Consider the following 18,589-nt stretch of genomic DNA (forward strand, 5'->3'; position numbering starts at 1 on the left):
TTTTAAATATACATTTGAAGTGTTTTGAGAAAATTGCCCCCACTCCGTTATTTCGTTTTGATGAAAAATATCTACTTTATTTATCTAGTGAGATCATTCAATCAAGAAATAAGAAAATCCAAGAGGAAAATGAAAGGATAAATTAGTGAGAATGTTTAGAAAGATGACAATGATTTCATTGAATGTTTATGTAAAGTTAATTGGTATCTTAAAATGGAGTATGGCAAAATTATTAGAGTGTAATGCATATGTTTTTATATCTTAGGGGTGAAAAATTTGAATTCAGCAAACTTGGGTTGGTTTATTTTATCTCAAACAATTTTGGGAATTGGCAGTTATGCAATTATGTGCGCTATATTCTGTTTAAGGTTCCATCGAAACATTACGATAATTTCTCTACTTTCATTTTTGACTAGTATTATTAATTACTCCATCTACTTTAATAAACAAGAAGGTATTGGTTATTTAGTACCGATTATAGGAATGCTGATAACTTTCCTTTATTTAGCTGCTATAGAGAAGCTTTCTATTATTTGGGCACTTGTAGTGACTGTTGCAGGAGGTGTCATTATACCTCTTATTATTCAAATTATGATCATATTTGCTTCACTTGGATTTTTTAGTCCTTCTGAATTGAAAGAGCATATTTGGAGGAATTATGCAATGGATATTACATCTGGTTTTAGCTATGCTTTATTAGCATTTGTTCTTTATTCTCAAGAGTGGACTTTTAAATTTGATTTCGAAAAAATACGTTTTAAATATGAGAAATATATAGTGATAGGAATTTCTCTTGTTGCGGCAATTGTTCTACCTGCTTCAATGTTTATGACACATGTAAAAGGTACTGATTTGAATTTAATATTTTTAACTATTAGCTCAACTTTAGTATTTATTCTACTTTTAATATTTTCCATAAGAAAAGAACGGACAGAAAAACAGTTTGACAAAACAATTAAGGAGGTAAAAACGAATGCTCAAAAAAATGATGTTTAATCTTTCAATGGCTGCAACTAAGATGTCTATTACTAGTAGTATTTCTTGGTGGTGGCAATAAATAATTAATGAAGAGGGCAGGCATCTTTATGATGATGGCTTTCTTTTTATAGATAATAATCAGATTTATTTGTAAATAAATAAAATGTCATAGAATCTTCATTCTAATTTAATTAGTTTTTTTATGTATAATATGGGAAAATTAAGTGGTACCAGTAATTATATCCATGGGATAATTTTACAATAAATGTAAGCGGGAATGTCTATCTAAAAAAGATGTCCATGTGCTTATAATTTTTAGACAAGGTTCAGTTGGAAGAGTAGTAGGTTTTAATAATATTACTGAAAGAAGCCGAATTCACCATACTTATTCATATAACAAGGGAGTAGTAAATAAAATGTCAAACAAAGATAAATCAAATATATTTGAAAAAACATTTGGTGAACTACTAGAAAACAACAAAGAAGAGAATGATGCGGTGATTTATCAATCGAGAGATAAATTACAAGAGGTCTTGTTAAGAGCAGAAGGGAAAAAAATCTTATCGCATGAAGATAGGGAAAAATCAACTGAGGGGTATATTTCTCCTTCCATTAAAGATAAAAAGTTGGAAGAGTTTGTAGGTGAAATGCCATTACCTCCTATTAATAGAGAACAAGAATCAAGGGCTGTATCTATTGGTTTACAAGAAATTCGGGAAATGAAGGAGTATATGCTGTATATTCATCGTTATATGATTAATGAATTTAATCGAATTTATGCTTCATTTCCAATTCTGTTTGCAAAAGACTTTGAAGATAAATTCGGCACTGCTCATAAGGAATTAGCCACAATAATGGAAGATATCGAGCATTTCATTATTGGAGATATTTATAATGTAGAGGCAGTGAAAAATGATTTTAAACTCGTTCAAATCCTCGAAGGAAAGCGGCTTTCAATCCTCTATGATTTTTTAGAATATCAAAATAATAAAAAAATACAATAAAGACTTGTAAAATCAAGTGTAAGTGCTTATATTCTGTTTGGACATTTTATATTATGGTGTAAATGATTTTTAAGGTAAAACAACTGTTACAAATTTTGCATAGGGATGAGGTAGTTTATATGGAGAACAAACAAATCGTATCATATAATGCACAGTCAAGAGGTCATAAGACAAAGGGGAATACATACAAAGAACGTTACGTCGAGAATACATGCCCGGAGTGTCAAAATCCTCGTGCATATAAAGATGAATGGAAAACAAGGATTAAGTATACATGCTTAAAGCGTGCTTGCCGTCATCAGTGGTTCGAAAAGAAAGAGTTTCCTGAAGTTAAAGAATAAAAATAATGTATAAAGAGTCCGTTCTTTTAGGAGGGCTCTTTTTTATTTTACTTCTCTATAAAAACTTCTAACCTTCTCACTACTGTAACAACAGAAATATAATAATGAAAGGACTTGATTCAAAATGAAAACAAAAATCAAAAAGGGAAAAATAATACAGAACTGTTTAAAAGTCACGGCAGCAACCGTAGTGGCTAGCGGTGTAGGATTTCAATTTTATGAGATTCAAGAGTTAAACAAAGAAGTGAAATCCTTAGAGAAAAACCATAAACAAACTGTCATAGAATTAAAAACCGCGAATGAAAACAACAAAGTATTAGAAGAACAAAAAAAACAAATTGCAGCTAATACAGAACAGCTTTCTATTGAATTAGAAGAAATAAAAAATGAAAACGAAGCTATGAATGAGGGGAAACATCAGTCTCAAGAAGAGAATCAGAAACTTCAAGCAGAGAATGCAGATTTAGCTAAGCAATTGCGCGAAGCGAAGGAATCTGCCAGGCCAGTGATGCCTGAAAAAACATCATCAGACAAATCTGATCCTCCTACTGCTAAAGATACTAGTGTTTCTAAAACGATTATGGGGATTGGTACTGCTTATACATTAAACGAGCCAGGAGTTACAGGTATAACAGCTTCAGGTAAGACAATACAACCAGGTATGATTGCAATGGATCGCTCGGTTCCAATGGGAACAAGAGTAAGAATTACATGTGATTCTTATCCATATATTAATGGAATTTACACTGTCGAAGATCGAGGTGGTGCTATAAAAGGAAACATAGTAGACATTTATATGACAGATGCTGACAGAATGAATGACTTTGGACGAAGAGATATCAAGATAGAATTTCTTAACTAGTTGATGATATGGATATCATTGGGCACGGTTGCTGAGAAAATCAGGAGAACATTAGAAGGAAAAGCAATTTTGGTATAACTATTATTTAGGTAAACAAACTGAAAGAAGTACAATGAATAGCGTAATACTTTATATTAAGAAAAATAGAATTAAAAAAGTTTTATAAAAATGGCCCATTGTATTATTTGATGGGCCATTTTTATGCATTCCTCAAAGAACGCGAAGTAAGTAGGAGAAGATGAGTTTGTTTCGGACAAGAGATGACAGGAACCATATTAATTTTTCCACGTACATAAAGTGGTACTATATACCGAATGTACGTTTGGTGTATAATAGACCTATATCGAAATGGAGGTGAAAGAAATGAGGCGCAATAAAGTATCTAAATTTTGTATCTAACCAAATTAAGCACAGGCACTGGTAACTAATAAAATAGTTAGCTATTTACATGTTATAGTCAATCACTTTCTATTCTCTTTGGGATAACGTATACAAAGATACAGGGAAAGGTTTGACATATGGTATATGCTTTCATAAACTTTCTGCCATGAAGAAAGTGTTTATTTTGCAAAAAGAAGTGGATAGTATTGCGATTCAGTCGTCTATTTGCAACATTGCGGATGCAAATACACTTTTTTTCAAAAAATAAACAGTATCCTGGGTTTCAAATCTAATAAGAACGAAGGAATCTTCTCATTAAAATAAACAGCTAGTAAAGGTAGCTAGAATTGATTAATATATGGAAAATTATTTGGACAAAGTCTCAAATTAAAGAATGAAGCGATAAGGTTTCTAACTGCATGGACTGTGAAGATGGTCTAATAAATTAGAATTCCAGAGAAATCTTTATTTAGGAATTTTCTCTTCTAAACGAAGTGAAAGTGTAGGCAGTTGAGTATAGTATGTAACATAAATAGGAAGGAAAACGTTTTTCGACTAAATGAAATAAAAGTCTATACATCAGAAGAATTGAAAGATAAAATGGAACTTGACCTAAACCAACATTTAAAACAGGTAGTTGAAATGCCGAGTATGCTAGGTGTTTAACTAAGAATGGATTATGAAAGTATTGCTTCTATTTCAGATTGGTATGTAAATAAGAAAAAGCTATCGATTATATTGGCAGAAATACTGAATTAATTAGATTTTTTCTATACGATGACGTACTTAAATGTAGGATTAAATTCATTCGTGGCAAATATGTCGTGAAAGATGATTGAAGTGTGTAAACATTTATAAGTATGCTTTCAATCTTGAATAGGTAGGGCAGAATTTTAGGAATACGACAAAAGTGAGAAAATGAAGCACAATGTAGAATTACTCCAAGTTTTAAAAGAGGATTTAAGCAGAAAAGTTAATGTACATGTAGTTATAAAAAGTGTTTCACGTATAAAGGTTAAAAAATAATATGAGGAATTTGGACGATACTTACAAGATTGAACGTTACTCGTAAGTAGTACCTTTTACAGACATTAATTGCATTATGTACAAAAAAATTATGGAAAGATAAACGAATTCACTGCTTAATTTCGCCTTCTAACAGGGGATTTTTTGCGTTGTTTTCAAACATTTCGCACTTAAAAGACCTGTGGGAGGGAGAAAATTGTACAGATTATTATTACTTGAAGATGAAGTTGAAATCGGTAGCACACTTGAAATGATTTTAAGAAGCGAAAATTATCATATTGATTGGTTTACTACTGGTGATGAAGCAGTGAATGCTGCTGTATCTAATGATTATGACTTAATGATATTAGATGTCATGTTAAAGAAAACAGTGGGAGAGTTAAATACTCGTATTTCAAATGGCCTTGAAGTTGCAAGGTTAGTGAATCAAAAAAAGAAAATTCCATATTTACTCCTGACATCAAGAAGCGAACCGCTAGATATTATGCAAGGCTTAGATATGGGAGCAGAAGACTATATAACAAAACCATATGACTTAACGGTGTTGCTTGCGAGAATCCGAACAGTTTTAAGAAGAAGTTATAGTAACGATATTTCTAACGGAGGAATTACTCGATGCGGTAATATTGAGATTAATTTATTAACGCACAAAGTAATTGTTGAGGGTAAGCATGTTCATTTAACTAAACAACTTTTCGAATTATTACATTACTTCATCATTCATAAGGGACAAATTATTTCTAAAGAAGAATTGTATAAAAATATTTGGGGATATGATCCTTCAGAACTTCAAGAAACAAATACTCTGGAAGTAAATATCCGTAGGTTAAGAAATTCACTTGATATTGATATAATCAAAACAGTTCGAGGTAAGGGTTATGTTCTTGAAGTCTCTAGTTGCTAGAAGGATAAAAAATAATAAATTACATATGAAGATAATGGCGGTGGCAGTCATTGCTGTTACCTTAATTACAATACCCATTCAGCTACTATTTTTTATTTCTGTTGTTTTAAAAAATGGGGAAGAAGCGTTTAGTCATATCAAGTACAGAGCGATTCAGATTGAAAATGAAGCTTGGAGAATTGGCGGGGTTGATAAGATACATCAGGAATTTTTTGATGGAATTCTATTAAAAGGTGAAGAAATAAAAGTTTCATCTGCAGCAAAAAACATTGAATACACTTTCTACATTAAACAAAACGAAGAAGCAATAAGTAGTGTAGATAAATATTTTGCAGCCTTTTTAATAGAAACTTTAGTTAAAAGACATCAAAAAGAAATAAATAAATTAGGTAACATATCAATTCGTAACGATGAAACAAATGGCCTTTATTATATGACTTATAAGCATACTTTTAAACATGGAGATAATAATGAAACGATTATAGTAAAAAGAAACGTAACACCAATTGTTATAAAGCTAATAGAGAAATATCAAAAAGAATTTTTTATTTACTTATTGTATTTCATTATTGCTATAAGCATATTTATCTATTTTGGGATTGGCCTAGTATTTCGCTTCTTTGGGAAAGCTCTTGATAAATCATTTGTGGAGTTAAAAGAAAAGGATTACAAGGCTAGAATAGACATAAAGGATAGTTATGGAAAAGAAATAAGCAATGTTCAGCATCAAATCAATGATATTCTTGAGCAAATGCAAAATCATATTGAAGTTAATATAGAGTCCATGCAGGATGTTTCACATGAGGTAAACAATAAGTTAACCTCAATTAAACAATCTATTGATGTGCTACGATTTTACGGAACAAATAATAAACTAATTGTAGAACAAAAATTAAAGTCAATAGATGATAATATTGAACAAATTACAAAAGTTATGTCTACATTTCTCGATCTTGCAAAATTAGACCGGGGAATTCATATGGATGCTACAAAATCTCGGGATGTAAAAGAAATGATTGAGAATTACCTACAATATATAAAAAAGGTTTTTCCTGATTTTGATTTTATTGGTAAATATGATGTAAGCTCGCCAATTATTCATTTTAATAAAGAACATTTTGTATTAGCCTTAAATCCTATCATTGAAAATGCAGTTAGGTATTCATTGCATAGTAATGAGATAGTCATTCATATTCGAGAAGGTAAATATTCAAACTATGTATATATTGATATTATTAATTGGGGTATTCAAATTGAAAAAGAGGAAATCCCACAGTTATTTAATAGATATTACAGAGGGAAGAATATTGAAAATTCAATGAAAGGGTTCGGAATGGGTTTAACAATATCCAAAAAAGTGATGCATTTATATAAGGGGAAAATTCATGTAAAGAGTTATGAAGATGGCAAAAACATTTTTACATTAATCATACCCTTGCATCAGGAATCGAGAGGTGATACCTAATGGGAAATAAGATTAGGAAATTTCTCAATAATTTTGTGAAACGTGATAAACTACGTGTGCAAGTAGTTTTATTAACCCTTATACTTGTTCTTGTTTCAGCAATACCAGTCAATTTATTTTCTATTTATAATGAGCTACAACTAACAACTCAAAGAGAATTTGAATCTATGTTTTTCAGGGTAGAGAAAATACAGGACAAAATAGTTTCTTCAGGAATAGGTGCATCACAGGAACTTGATTCTGAGTTCTTTAAGCAGATTAGCTATCCAGGTGAATCAATGAAAATTCGCATGGGTGAACAAGGAGCACAAGATTATCATTATGCAGCTGAGTATGAACAGAATGATAAATTTGGTATGTTTGAAGCTCAAATACTGACCTTATTCGTCCCAACCTTTTTTGATTCTATTAAAGCACATATGAAATCACTAGATGCTACTGCTGATAAAGATAGTTATAGTTTTTATATTGATGAAAAAAATAAAGCATATGGTGAGATTTTACATTCTTTTAAACATAAAGGTCATTATGACACGATAATCATAAAAAAAGATATAACACCTAATTTGAAGATGCAAATGGTTAATAGCATGGAAAACTTCTTATATATGTTCATTTGGTTTTTCTTCTTTTCAGTTGTGTCAGTATTAGTATGTTTAAAATTTATTTTTAAACCATTACAAAGTGCAATCGATTCAAGTTTTGAAAATGTAGTAGATAATAATTATCAAACAAGGATTGAAGATCCTTTGTATGGAGAAGAAATATCAAAAATTGTTCATCGTTTTAATGCAGTGTTAGACAGGATGCATGAGCTTGTACAAAACAATCTTAATTCCATGCAAGATGTATCGCATGAGATAAAGACATATCTTACGGCAATCAAACAATCTGTTGATGTTATTAAAATATATGGAAAAAGTGATGATAAACTAGTTGCTGAAAAACTAAATGCTATTGAAGATAATATAATTAGGGGAACGGCCATTATATCAACTACGCTGGAACTAGCCCGTTTGAAACAAATCCCAAATATTGATAGTGCCAATTACTATGACGTGAAATATTTAGTAAATTTCTTGTTAAGATTTAAGCAAGAAACCTATCCGAGTTTTATTTTTGAGACAGACTATGATTCTGAAGAAGTTGAGATATTTATAGACAGGAACCATTTTTTCTTAATGATGAATCCAATTCTTGATAATGCTGTTAAGTATTCAATGAATTCAAATATAGTTAAAATAGATACCATTTCTAAAAGAACTGATAATATGGTATATATTTCTATCACCAATACGGGGGTTGTTATTGATCAAAAAGAGATTCCTTTTCTCTTCGATCGTTATTATCGTGGGAAAAATTTGGGGAATTCAAAACAAGGATCTGGTTTAGGCTTGACCATAGCTCAAGAAGTAATGAATCTGTATAAAGGTCGAATAACTGTTCATGGCACAGCAGATGGAGTAACATCTTTTATATTAAGTTTTCCAAAGGCCATTAGAAGAGAAGACTCAGGAAATTTATCCTGAGTCTTTTTATTTTGATGGTGAGAAATAATAATTATATAGATACATTAATCTTAGGTGGCAAAGTATTTGTTGGAGTAATTTGAAAAATAATTTTTGGGGATTATAACTAGGGGCTGGACTATTTCTATCCCAATCTACTTCAAACTTGCTGTACATTCAAACAATAGAGATTGAATGTATTCATCTTGTGGAGCTTTAACGCTCGTATTTTTTTAAGTGGGCTAAGATATACTCCATTTTTGCAGTTGAGTCATTTGAATTTTGTTTGCGTTGGTACTCTGCAATTTCTTGGAATAGGCTTTCTTCAAGAGCTTGAATGTCATCTCTATTATAGTTCATTATTTCATCCATCTCCAATGTATATATGAGGTTGAGCAAGTCATCAATTTTCTCTTCATCTACTATAAGTCCGGAGAATTCTTCAAGAGATAAATCTACCCCTATATTACCACGGTAAATCTTCAAGCAACCACACCTCCCTTATGTAAGTCTACAAATATCTAACATAGACAGCACCTCTGAAATCATTGTATCTCTTAATTTATAGATGAAAATGATTTTATAGGAAGTGTCTTATTTCTTTACTTTACCGGTACTATAAAAGATTTTACGCTAACTAATCGTGTAGATAGGTTCTATCTCAGTCCTATATTTTTTTATATTCTCCAAAAGAGTATCAATTCACTCAATTCTTCTGTATTTTCTTTTTAGAGAGTTTTTAAGAAGAGAATTTTTAAATCTTAATTCAAAACGGTTATATCGTCGTTATCTGTCATTTCTATAACTTTTCACCTCAAACGTTAATAAATTTAAGCACAATAATTCCTTCCTGGACTAACTTATTTTAAGAATTTGAACCATTAGAAATGAGGGTGTAAAGTATTATCTCAAATATTTAAAGGTGAGTTAGCTCAATTTAGCATTTATAAGAAAAGGTACCTTTTAGCTTTTTAGCAAATGTGGTATAAAGGAAGATGGAGTGCTTGAGGGAGGAATTAGTCATGAATAAGCAAGAAGCGATAGAGATCATTAAGAATTCTTTTTATCATTTAATGTTCGAAGAAAATGTTAAAGTGGGTTCAATTAATGTTCTTTTGTATTTTCCATCTATAGGCATAGCAGTGTTAGAACCTAATAAAGATCGAAGACACTTACTTACAGAGGATAATATTGAAGATATGGATGAACTCTATATTAAAAAAGAATTAAAAGCTAAACCCATTTATTTAGATTTTGAAAACGATGAATTCAATATTGGATTTGTTATCAATGACATACTGTTGGAGGCAAGATTTGCACCAGCAGAGAATTTTTTGGAGAGTAGAGGTACCTAAGAGAAGGGGGTTAATTATTACATAACTCTTTTTGAAAGTCTCAAAATTTAATTATTGAGTCCTATTATAGGAGTATAAGACTTATCTTTCTTGATATGTACCTCACTATAAATGAACTATACTTGAAAGAAAGAGACGTATTTACGTCTCTCTTTTATTTTGAGGAAAATATAAGGTTTGTGAATTTCTGATATAACTCTAAGTTAGAATGTAACGTTTTAAAATCAAAAAGAGCTTGTTCCTCTTAATTATTAAATTGAAAAGTTAGGCGAACAAGTTAATTTACTAGAAGAAAGCACAGTGTTTTATAATCAAGTCCAACAGAGTGTGTTGTAATAAAATGTTTAGGTAATAGGTTTAAATATTTTATTCATTGTGAAATTAAAATAGTGGACACAGTAAAGAAGACTATGCTTCAAAAGGATTAAGAAAATTTGTATTCATAGAGTTTTTCCCTTCTTTAGAACATCTTAAAATTAAAGAGAGAAAAGAAATTTAAATTTTTATTTATTTGGTAAAAAATATCAAAATTTTGTTTTAATTTCTTATTATTTTTTATATAATAAGAACATCAGTTCGTAAAAGGTAGAAAAATCATAAACTAACAGAACAAGAGGGAATAGGAAAATGAGAGAAATGAGATATGGGTTATCGGGATATTTAGCACCGGATGGTATTTTCTATGAATGTGACTACGGTAAGCATAGCGAACTTGCCAATGAGCTTATTGAAAAATATAAAATAAAAAATAAAACGAACTATAACGAAATTGCAACTAGAGGAGAATTTTTAAAATTTGGCACATATCCTTGGTCAAGTAAAGAGGGGTGTAGTGGTTGCCACGTTTTTAAAAGTCTATTCCACCCATTATCTAATAAGCAATCTATATGGATAAATGAGAATTTGGATAAACTTACTGACAAGCAACGTTCTGAATTGAATAGATTACTTGATCAAGAAGAGCTCATAAGAAATAAATTAGCTATGGAGAGTAAGAAAGATGTGGAAAAAATACAGATTTCATATAGAGTTGGTACAAGATTATCAGCTGTTGGTGTTTAACGCTAACATTTTTATTAATTTTACTTAAATAGATAAAAAGTATTAATTAAACAGTTATTGATGCGGTCTTCGGAGTTAATAAATTTAGGGAAATGACAGCCTAGAAATACTAGGTTTAATCAAAAGGAAATTAAATTGTGGGGATAAGAACAATTAGAAAAGGAATTTGACTTATACTTTTCAGTTGATAACACTTGCTTGTTTAAAGCACATTAACTTTGTGTATTGAAGTGACTTTGAGGTTTCGAAATAAAATGTAACCGTAATGGATAACAAACTCATTTTGGTGCATTTACTAAAATTTTTGAATTCGATGAAGAAGTTTATGTTCCAACATAGCATAAATAACATATAGACGTGTATTTGACGTGGTACTATATGAGCATCATATAAAAAGAAAACACGTCAATTAAAAACATATTATAGTTAATCTAATGATATTAATTATTTCAGGTGTATACAGTAGATGCCAGATGATATCTTCTCAAGATACGAGGTATTTGGGGATTTTTTAAGAACCTATTAAATGATTCCAATCTACATATCGATTAATTATGCTGGTGATGATGTATTTCTTTCGTATCTTACAATAGTGTATAACCTGTTTATAGGATTTGAGCTAAATCCTTAATATAGTATTACAATTCTTTGTATAAATGCAGGCCGTTGAGTTTGCGGACACGATCATATTCAAGGTAATTTTGGAAAAGAAGATATTTAATTTCATATGAATATAATTGGTTGCCCGAATTATTATTCTAATTACCTTAAAAAAATGTAATACCAGAAGGGGTGAAAAATGAACACAAATCATTTGGTATTAAAGCATTTTATAATTTAGGCATAATAAAAAACCACGATTACTCGTAGTTTTCTTTTTTACTAACTTTAATCTTAACACTTTCAATTTCTTTCTCTAGATAATCAAAGTTTTGAGTGACTTTGTTTTCTAAGCTAGTGAAATTGAATTGTACCTCTTTTAATGTTGTAGCAATACCTTTAAGCTGTTGGGTGTTCTTCTCTAAGTTTACGAATAATTCTCTTTCACGATTGTCAGAGCGAAGCCGATCTTCCGCTATCATTTTATAATGGTCTTCACGCTGTTCTTTCATGTTTTCATTCATAGAGGTGATTTGTTCCTTGTGACTATCACTAACACTACGAACATATCCCATAACCTTTATGGACATAAAGATAACAAATAGCATGATAATCGCAAAGAGAACCATAAAAGGTTTATCACCCTCAGTAATGCTAACAAAAATCTTTTCGATAATGCCAATTTCATCCGGAGTCATGCAGCGACTACCTCCTTATCTGGAGCTAAATTTGTAATCCGTCGCAGTAGTTCATCATGGGGCAAGGTTTGCACATGAAACTTCACCTGCTTTTTTCGGTACGAACTCCTTTTAGTACGCCCTTAAGGCGTTTTGCTTTATTCTCGTCTCTATATAAAGACAAATGTTTATCTGTGCAATGTAAAAATAAAAAAATTAATCAAGCTTAGATTAGAATAGTTCATAAAAAGGATAATAGTAGTTACTCGTAGACTATGTTTGAGGGGAAATTTAGAGGAAGTATCTGTTTTGTTATTGTTGATTTTAAAATTAATAATTTGAATCAAGCAATAATTGTGTGATTCAATTGATGAACTTTCCAATCAGTTTAAATTCGTCTGTTAGGAATAGGTTGTCTTAAATTGGAATAGTTATTTCGGGATATCTATGTTTTCTTTGTAGAAAACATAGATAATTTCTATACCCGGATTTAAAATCTGTGATGTTTGTTGTTGGTTTATTCATATACGTGAAGGGAAGAAGTGTCTAATTGCTTCAAAAATCAAGTAATATTGGTATGTATTTTTTTTCAAACTATTCAATCGTATCTTCACATTGTTTTACTGTTGCTTCGTAATCAATCTCGCTCATCTTTTGTTCTTCTTCTATTAATGAAGAAATAGATTTTACCAATTTTTTAGCTAGTAAATTGTCGGAGTTTTTGAGTCGATACAATAATCGAACCTTGTTTTGAAAAGAATAGTTCGCCCATTCGTCTTCTCCAATATATATATTAACTTGTGGTTTATCTGAATTATTGTTTTCAATGTATTCGATCATTTTTTAAGCGCTCCAATTGCTATATTCACTTGCGGGATCTTCATGAGCATAAGAACCACAAACGGGGCAACCTTTTGTATCTCGCTCATCAATTACATACTCAATTACGTACTCTTGGGAACAGTTTAAGCATTCTACCCATTTTTCTGAAAATTCATATTCTTTTCTTTGACTTTTCAATTTTTATCACCTCTCTTACACGTATACAACAACCTTTAGTAATGTATATTGTCAATTTCTTGTTTGGACAATTCCTAACTGTAGTTCATGTTTAGTATTGATTTTTTAATAAAGGAAAGGTTGTAATAAGTTATTGTAGAGAGGTGGTGTTGAAAATGAATTATATGAAGAAGCTTGATGAAGCGATTGAGTTATTCAAAAATTTAATTAGTGCAACTACAAATGAAGCAAAGTCGGCTGTTCTTGCAACTAACCAGGACAACGAGATTGCTGATAAACTTTTAGTTCTTTTAAAGAATAAAACGTTATATCTTCCAGCTCTGACTTTGTTGCCGTCCATTACTAAGAATGACAGCAATAAACGTTTAAGGAATTATGTTAGCTTTGTTAATGCTATTGATAAGTTAGAAGGCAAAAAGCTAAATGCATATGTCTTTGATTACGTACTTCGTCATATTGATGAGGAAGAATTGAAAATGTACAAAGCTATTTTAACGAATGCTGACTTAGTACCAGTTGTTAAAGAACCAGTTGATGAGACTGTGTTAGAAGAAAAAATTCAAGAAGAAGTGGCTCAAGGAGAAAACGTTCAAGAAGACGTTGAGTCAGCATAATTCTATATTTATGAGAAAACAAGCGGATAAGAGTTTCGGCTTGTTTTTTTTCTTGACTTTCTTCTAAAAAAGGTTATGTTACAAACGCTCCTGTGAGAGAAGCAAGACGTGAGACCAAAATGAATAATCAAATGCTTGTCCTTGCTCTAATGGTTATGGATGAAATTGTAAATTTAAAAAATCCTCACAGAAAAAACAACTATGACTCTAATCATGAATAATAAGTTATTAATGATATTGGAATTCGGCAAAATGAGTAGGGTTCAAGTGAGCAGGTGAGCGTTTCTTAAATCTGAATAGGAGGCATTTTTCTCTTTAAAAGCGTGATATAGTCTCAATTTTTGTAGTGAAATGTGGTTACACGTAATGGTGCGGGTTAGATGTAGTGAATCTACCTCAAGATAGTGGAATCCGTAAAGATTCTATATGAAGTAAAATTTGTAATGTTTTGCTACAAAGAAGTGTCTTGCTACGTGGTCAACAATCAATAGGTTATTAGCTGCGATCTGACATCAAAATAAACAATCAGTTTATGAGGTTCATATTATTAAAAATAATTTAAGTAGTTTTGGAGAGAGACTTTTCTTCGAATTCATACCTAAAATGGCATATTTAAGGGAAGTTTCTGGAGCAGGAGATAAGCAACTACGCTTAAATGGTAAATAGAGAGAGAGAGGAAGAAATGAAATATGAAGAAATTTATTGAGTCATTAAAAAAAGAAATAAAAGAGATTCTTGACTGCTGCAAGCAACCTTTATGGAAATTAAGATATTTCTTTTATGGATGGGCATTGGGGGGAGTTATAGGTACGGCTTATTTTTACAAAATTGGTGAGCTAGATGAATATGGAGTGCTTCTTCGTATAACCGCAGCCATAATTTTGTTTCTTCTCCCATTGGCTTATGGAGAGAAAAATGAGGTAGGATCTGGTTGAATCTATTGTTTAATGTTAATTCTGATATCAAGACAATGGAATCATTTATGTAACAAAAGATGATTTGTGAGGCAAGCAAAGAAGTACTGTAGAGGAACTATAACAAGATAAAAGAATTTCCAGGTCATCTTTATATACATGCATTGGGATTGACAAGATTCCAAGAAAGAAAAATGGCATCTTTGTTAAGAAACAAAGAGTAATTCTATACCGCAGTAGTGCATATGCACATTACTTGAAAGGTTTTTGAATTTTTAAATGGGTGACCTAAAAAGGAAATAAAAAGAATATATGATGAAGAAAAATATCATCACTTTAATTTGCATAGGTTTAGTTGCTGATGGAAAAGGGAAGAGAACCCTTCTTTACTGGGATAATATTGTCGACGTTATCCAGTCGAGAGCTCGTGGTTTAGAAGATTGAGTGTTATATAGCAATAGCTTATATATAATGTAGCGTTCATCATATGATTTTAATCCTCATATGTGCTTGTTATGTTATTTACTCCTTTTTACTTCTCTCTTTTCTTGGGGGCCTCTAATTAGAGGTCCCTATTTTTTTGCTAAAATTGGAAAGGTGGTTTGCAATATGATAGTAGGCGATATTATTGTCGTAAGTGGAAAGTCTCTTATCTCAAAGATGATTCAAAAGGTGGCAGATTCTAAGTGGACACATGTAGCTTTGTATATTGGTGGAGGATATATCATAGAGATAGATTGGAATACTAAATCCTCTATAGTAAGGGAGACATATTCTATTAGTAATTTAGAATGCATGGTGTTAAGAAATAAAAATGCGTTAACGAAAGAACAACAAGAAATTATTATCTCTACAGCGGTTTCATATCAGAGAAAAGGTTTTCAATATGATTGGCTCCGATTAATTTCTCTATATTTAAAGTCGAAATTTCCAAATAGCAAACTAATAGATAAACTAGATAGAAGGAATAAATTTATTTGTACAGAACTGGTGGATGAGATTTTAAAAGAAGCAGGTATTGATCTTTTTCCAAACCAAGGTGGGGATATTTTCCCTCATGACTACCTCACTTGTGAACAATTAATAGCATTGAATAAAGTTAAATGGTCGAGTTATAAAAAGGCTAACTGAATCTTTTTACCCAAGTAGTTGACTTGTAAGTTGCTAACTATTTATGTTTTATTTTTACTTTTGATGTTACTTTCTTAATGTTAATGACAAGAAGACCATCAATTTCAAGGTGCTTCTATTTATACTTTTATCTTGTAATGAAGTAGTTAGGAGATAAAATACTTTCCTATTGAACCTTCTAAAAAAAATGGTTATCTTTAGTAACTATTATAATTATAGGGGGATTTCAATGAAGTTTAAAATCCAATCAGATGTAATTGATATTCAATCAGTGGCACCTATACAAGTAATTGATTGGGGTGTTAATTTAATTCAGGCTCCTCAAATGTGGTCAATTACAAAAGGTGAGGGGATTAGGGTTGCTATACTAGATACGGGTATCGATGCTACCCATCCGGATCTTGCTGCCAATTACAAAAAAGGAATGAATTTTACTACAAATAATTTTACTGACATAATGGATAGGAAGGGGCACGGCACGCACTGTGCAGGTATAATTGCTGGGTGTGACAACTCAATTGGTATCGTTGGGGTTGCTCCTAAAGCTGAGCTTTACATTGCTAAGGTATTAGCAGACGATGGTTCTGGTTCAGTTGAGGCAATTGTAAAGGGAATTGATTGGGCTATTTCTGAACAAGTAGATATCATTTCTATGAGTCTAGGTTCTTCGAATGATCCTGGTCCTGTCCTATATGATGCAATTAAACGTGCCCATGGGGCAGGTATTATTATTGTTGCTGCTACTGGTAATGAAAATACTCATGTTGGGTGGCCAGCATCATATGATGAGGTAATTGCAGTGGGAGCGATTAATAGAAATCTTGATAGAGCCACCTTCTCTAACTTTGGCAGTGAAACAGATGTAGCTGCTCCGGGTGTAGATATTTATAGTACATATCCTGTCAATCGCTATGCAAAACTATCTGGTACGTCTATGGCTACACCAATGGTAGCGGGGGTAATCGCCCTTATTCTAGCTTACTATCGTGATATTGGCAAAAAGTTAACTCCTGATCAAATCATGCAACTAATTCGTGAGCATTCGGTTGACCTTGGAGAAAAAGGTGTCGATGATATGTTTGGTAATGGACTAGTAAATGTTTGTGAATTAATGAAAATTAGTTGAAAAGAGGGGGCTTCGGCTCCTTTTTTTGTTTTTAAAATTTATTTCTAGATTTTTTAAGAACCGTTTTATGTTATCTCAAAATTATCATATATCATAAGAGATGTAGTTTTAGTGTAAAAATATTTGAACCCTAACATAGACGGAATTACTTCTTTATAAAGGGATTATCGTGTTCTACGATGTGTTATGGATTTGAAATATAAAAAGGCTGCAAAGCTTTCCTGAAAAATCGCTTTGCAGCCTTTTAATTCGTTGTGTTGTTTAGGGGAAAATTAATTGTATTTCCTTTCGAATTAAGAATATCAAACAAATATATCTATTAAACTTTCACTTTGACATATGTTTTTTTCATTCTCCAAGAGTCATTTGTTTGAAGTGACGACGGATACGTTTATCCAATTCAGGTTCATGCTGACAATCTTAATGTTACCTATATAATTCATGTTTATATAGGACCGGATCCATGTAACCAAGTTGTTCAAGTTTTCTATAAGATGCCGCAGCCTTTTCATAGGAAGAGTAGTGATGAGATATATATTTTAATGTCATCCATGTATCAGAGTGATAGAATTGCAGTCCTATATAATAGGAACTATCATCCACTTTGATAACGGATACTCTCGTTGGATAGTTTCTCATGTAATCATCTTTCTATGTGTTTGTATGACAATTTGTTATTTTTCATAGTGACAGTAATGAATTCGTTCATGATAATCTCCTTCTATTTAATAGACGACTTAACCTAACCCTCTCACTGGAAAATTTATAGACTTGTAATATGGTTGAGAATGTGATATTGACATGGGAATTGGTAGTTATGTATTAAAAAAAGAGAGTGGTTATTCTTTAAATCTTAATTTTGTTTCACACCAGACGTTAGCTTAGTCCACATTTGTTTAATTGTTTCAATATCTTCCTTAAAAGTTCTACCCGAGAGTTATCCTCTAATGGGATTTCTGCTTTATATAATTAAGTTGAAAATAAAAAGAACGCAATCTGTTGAGGATGCATTCTTTGTTGTGAATTCATAGTGGTGAACTTGTTCAGTGCAAATTCCGTATACCATTTTGTAATTCAAAAAGTACAAAAAATTCGCCTGTGTACCAAGTTAGGTATAGGAGATTCGGTGATAAAGCTAACAGTATTTGATTGAGAAAATATGACAAATTGGTTAGGTTATGCCTGAAGTCATGAAAGGAGGGCGAGGACATGGAAGGACTTAGGTATGAACGATTTGAACAAAACTTACTTGATCATTGGGTGAAACGTAAGGAGTCAGCAAAGGTAGGACTAAAGACTACAGTTGTTTGTCTTCAAATGAACAATGGATTTGAAGTAGTTGGACAATCAGCTTGTATGAATCCAGATGAGTACGACTATGAACTAGGTGTCTACTATGCTACAAAAGACGCGCTTAAAAGAATCGCTGATATTGTAGCTTACATTGAACATGAAGGTACCTTTTAGGTGTTAAGTCAGACGAGAAGCGCGTGATGGGTAATATATGCTCTTAAGTGTTTTAACCTTTTCAAAATAAACCATACTTAAAAACCTTGAAATAACATTTATTTAAGTAACTCACCTACATGAGGAATCAAATTGAATTTCGGAAAGTATTAAT

The 18,589-nt window shown here is 31.4% G+C and carries 18 protein-coding genes and 1 pseudogene; 15 read left to right on the forward strand and 4 right to left on the reverse strand.

Translation table 11 applies throughout. From position 1 onward, the window contains the following. The first annotated feature begins 267 nt into the window (after positions 1–267). The 8 genes and pseudogenes from ACTFN4_RS11640 (at position 268) to ACTFN4_RS11675 (ending at position 8,490) form a co-directional block, all read left to right on the forward strand. A complete protein-coding gene (locus ACTFN4_RS11640) occupies positions 268–996 on the forward strand; it encodes a hypothetical protein (protein WP_225989755.1) in 729 nt (242 codons plus the stop codon). A gap of 284 nt (positions 997–1,280) precedes the next feature. Continuing rightward, positions 1,281–1,982 carry a hypothetical protein gene (locus tag ACTFN4_RS11645; RefSeq protein ID WP_439962320.1) on the forward strand — a complete coding sequence of 234 codons (702 nt, stop codon included), beginning with the start codon at positions 1,281–1,283 and terminating at the stop codon, positions 1,980–1,982. Between the two features lie 119 nt (positions 1,983–2,101). Continuing rightward, a complete protein-coding gene (locus tag ACTFN4_RS11650) occupies positions 2,102–2,323 on the forward strand; it encodes a hypothetical protein (protein WP_000428645.1) in 222 nt (73 codons plus the stop codon). Between the two features lie 190 nt (positions 2,324–2,513). Further along, the gene (locus tag ACTFN4_RS11655) at positions 2,514–3,185 is read left to right on the forward strand and encodes a 3D domain-containing protein (RefSeq protein WP_439962322.1); all 672 of its coding nucleotides are present in this window, start codon (positions 2,514–2,516) and stop codon (positions 3,183–3,185) included. Positions 3,186–3,602: 417 nt separating this feature from the next. Then, a pseudogene (locus ACTFN4_RS11660) lies at positions 3,603–3,866 on the forward strand (hypothetical protein); the annotation flags it as partial. A gap of 922 nt (positions 3,867–4,788) precedes the next feature. After that, positions 4,789–5,496 carry a response regulator transcription factor gene (locus ACTFN4_RS11665; protein WP_000286077.1) on the forward strand — a complete coding sequence of 236 codons (708 nt, stop codon included), beginning with the start codon at positions 4,789–4,791 and terminating at the stop codon, positions 5,494–5,496. Next, a complete protein-coding gene (locus tag ACTFN4_RS11670; RefSeq protein ID WP_086401398.1) occupies positions 5,471–6,961 on the forward strand; it encodes a sensor histidine kinase in 1,491 nt (496 codons plus the stop codon). Before ACTFN4_RS11665 ends, ACTFN4_RS11670 begins: the two co-directional genes overlap by 26 nt. Continuing rightward, a complete protein-coding gene (locus ACTFN4_RS11675) occupies positions 6,961–8,490 on the forward strand; it encodes a sensor histidine kinase (protein WP_439962323.1) in 1,530 nt (509 codons plus the stop codon). Before ACTFN4_RS11670 ends, ACTFN4_RS11675 begins: the two co-directional genes overlap by 1 nt. A 195-nt stretch (positions 8,491–8,685) precedes the next feature. Here the strand turns inward: ACTFN4_RS11675 and ACTFN4_RS11680 are convergent, their stop codons facing one another. Then, the gene (locus ACTFN4_RS11680; protein WP_000708630.1) at positions 8,686–8,955 is read right to left on the reverse strand and encodes a hypothetical protein; all 270 of its coding nucleotides are present in this window, start codon (positions 8,953–8,955) and stop codon (positions 8,686–8,688) included. A 536-nt stretch (positions 8,956–9,491) separates the two neighbouring features. On the opposite strand from ACTFN4_RS11680, the gene ACTFN4_RS11685 reads away from it, so the two are divergent. Continuing rightward, positions 9,492–9,824: a hypothetical protein gene (locus tag ACTFN4_RS11685; RefSeq protein ID WP_001041141.1), complete on the forward strand. Its 333-nt coding sequence runs from the start codon at positions 9,492–9,494 to the stop codon at positions 9,822–9,824. A gap of 627 nt (positions 9,825–10,451) precedes the next feature. Next, complete coding sequence (locus ACTFN4_RS11690; protein WP_001208833.1) at positions 10,452–10,886, forward strand: hypothetical protein; 435 nt, start codon at positions 10,452–10,454, stop codon at positions 10,884–10,886. An 860-nt stretch (positions 10,887–11,746) separates the two neighbouring features. Here the strand turns inward: ACTFN4_RS11690 and ACTFN4_RS11695 are convergent. The 3 genes from ACTFN4_RS11695 to ACTFN4_RS11705 all read right to left on the reverse strand — a co-directional run bounded on the left by ACTFN4_RS11695 (position 11,747) and on the right by ACTFN4_RS11705 (position 13,183). Next, complete coding sequence (locus ACTFN4_RS11695; protein WP_025966538.1) at positions 11,747–12,184, reverse strand: hypothetical protein; 438 nt, start codon at positions 12,182–12,184, stop codon at positions 11,747–11,749. Positions 12,185–12,757: 573 nt separating this feature from the next. Beyond that, positions 12,758–13,003, reverse strand: coding sequence for a hypothetical protein (locus tag ACTFN4_RS11700; protein WP_000575194.1), 246 nt, complete (start codon positions 13,001–13,003; stop codon positions 12,758–12,760). A 3-nt stretch (positions 13,004–13,006) separates the two neighbouring features. Further along, positions 13,007–13,183 (reverse strand): hypothetical protein, encoded by a 177-nt coding sequence (locus ACTFN4_RS11705; protein ID WP_000842045.1) that lies wholly within the window; start codon positions 13,181–13,183, stop codon positions 13,007–13,009. Positions 13,184–13,338: 155 nt separating this feature from the next. Here ACTFN4_RS11705 and ACTFN4_RS11710 point away from each other — a divergent pair, with 155 nt between their 5' ends. The 5 genes from ACTFN4_RS11710 (at position 13,339) to ACTFN4_RS11730 (ending at position 18,435) form a co-directional block, all read left to right on the forward strand. Then, positions 13,339–13,797, forward strand: coding sequence for a hypothetical protein (locus ACTFN4_RS11710; RefSeq protein WP_025966537.1), 459 nt, complete (start codon positions 13,339–13,341; stop codon positions 13,795–13,797). Positions 13,798–14,486: 689 nt separating this feature from the next. Next, positions 14,487–14,732 (forward strand): hypothetical protein, encoded by a 246-nt coding sequence (locus ACTFN4_RS11715; RefSeq protein ID WP_025966536.1) that lies wholly within the window; start codon positions 14,487–14,489, stop codon positions 14,730–14,732. A 588-nt stretch (positions 14,733–15,320) separates the two neighbouring features. Then, positions 15,321–15,842 (forward strand): hypothetical protein, encoded by a 522-nt coding sequence (locus tag ACTFN4_RS11720; RefSeq protein WP_025966535.1) that lies wholly within the window; start codon positions 15,321–15,323, stop codon positions 15,840–15,842. Between the two features lie 229 nt (positions 15,843–16,071). Next, on the forward strand, positions 16,072–16,968 hold the full coding sequence (locus ACTFN4_RS11725) for a S8 family peptidase (protein ID WP_439962324.1): 897 nt from the start codon (positions 16,072–16,074) through the stop codon (positions 16,966–16,968). A 1,209-nt stretch (positions 16,969–18,177) separates the two neighbouring features. Next, positions 18,178–18,435: a Gp49 family protein gene (locus tag ACTFN4_RS11730; RefSeq protein WP_000398755.1), complete on the forward strand. Its 258-nt coding sequence runs from the start codon at positions 18,178–18,180 to the stop codon at positions 18,433–18,435. The last annotated feature ends 154 nt before the right edge of the window (positions 18,436–18,589 follow it).

This window comes from Bacillus cereus group sp. MYBK95-2, from assembly GCF_051915225.1.
In the GTDB taxonomy this organism is placed as follows: domain Bacteria; phylum Bacillota; class Bacilli; order Bacillales; family Bacillaceae_G; genus Bacillus_A; species Bacillus_A cereus.

Bases quoted from the DNA above. Each gene is read 5' to 3' on its own strand.
- ACTFN4_RS11725 (WP_439962324.1), top strand. From the start codon at position 16,072: ATGAAGTTTAAAATCCAATCAGATGTAATTGATATTCAATCAGTGGCA.
- ACTFN4_RS11670 (WP_086401398.1), top strand. From the start codon at position 5,471: ATGTTCTTGAAGTCTCTAGTTGCTAGAAGGATAAAAAATAATAAATTA.
- ACTFN4_RS11690 (WP_001208833.1), top strand. From the start codon at position 10,452: ATGAGAGAAATGAGATATGGGTTATCGGGATATTTAGCACCGGATGGT.
- ACTFN4_RS11720 (WP_025966535.1), top strand. From the start codon at position 15,321: ATGATAGTAGGCGATATTATTGTCGTAAGTGGAAAGTCTCTTATCTCA.
- ACTFN4_RS11685 (WP_001041141.1), top strand. From the start codon at position 9,492: ATGAATAAGCAAGAAGCGATAGAGATCATTAAGAATTCTTTTTATCAT.
- ACTFN4_RS11675 (WP_439962323.1), top strand. From the start codon at position 6,961: ATGGGAAATAAGATTAGGAAATTTCTCAATAATTTTGTGAAACGTGAT.
- ACTFN4_RS11730 (WP_000398755.1), top strand. From the start codon at position 18,178: ATGGAAGGACTTAGGTATGAACGATTTGAACAAAACTTACTTGATCAT.
- ACTFN4_RS11700 (WP_000575194.1), bottom strand. From the start codon at position 13,003: ATGATCGAATACATTGAAAACAATAATTCAGATAAACCACAAGTTAAT.
- ACTFN4_RS11710 (WP_025966537.1), top strand. From the start codon at position 13,339: ATGAATTATATGAAGAAGCTTGATGAAGCGATTGAGTTATTCAAAAAT.
- ACTFN4_RS11695 (WP_025966538.1), bottom strand. From the start codon at position 12,184: ATGACTCCGGATGAAATTGGCATTATCGAAAAGATTTTTGTTAGCATT.
- ACTFN4_RS11715 (WP_025966536.1), top strand. From the start codon at position 14,487: ATGAAGAAATTTATTGAGTCATTAAAAAAAGAAATAAAAGAGATTCTT.
- ACTFN4_RS11650 (WP_000428645.1), top strand. From the start codon at position 2,102: ATGGAGAACAAACAAATCGTATCATATAATGCACAGTCAAGAGGTCAT.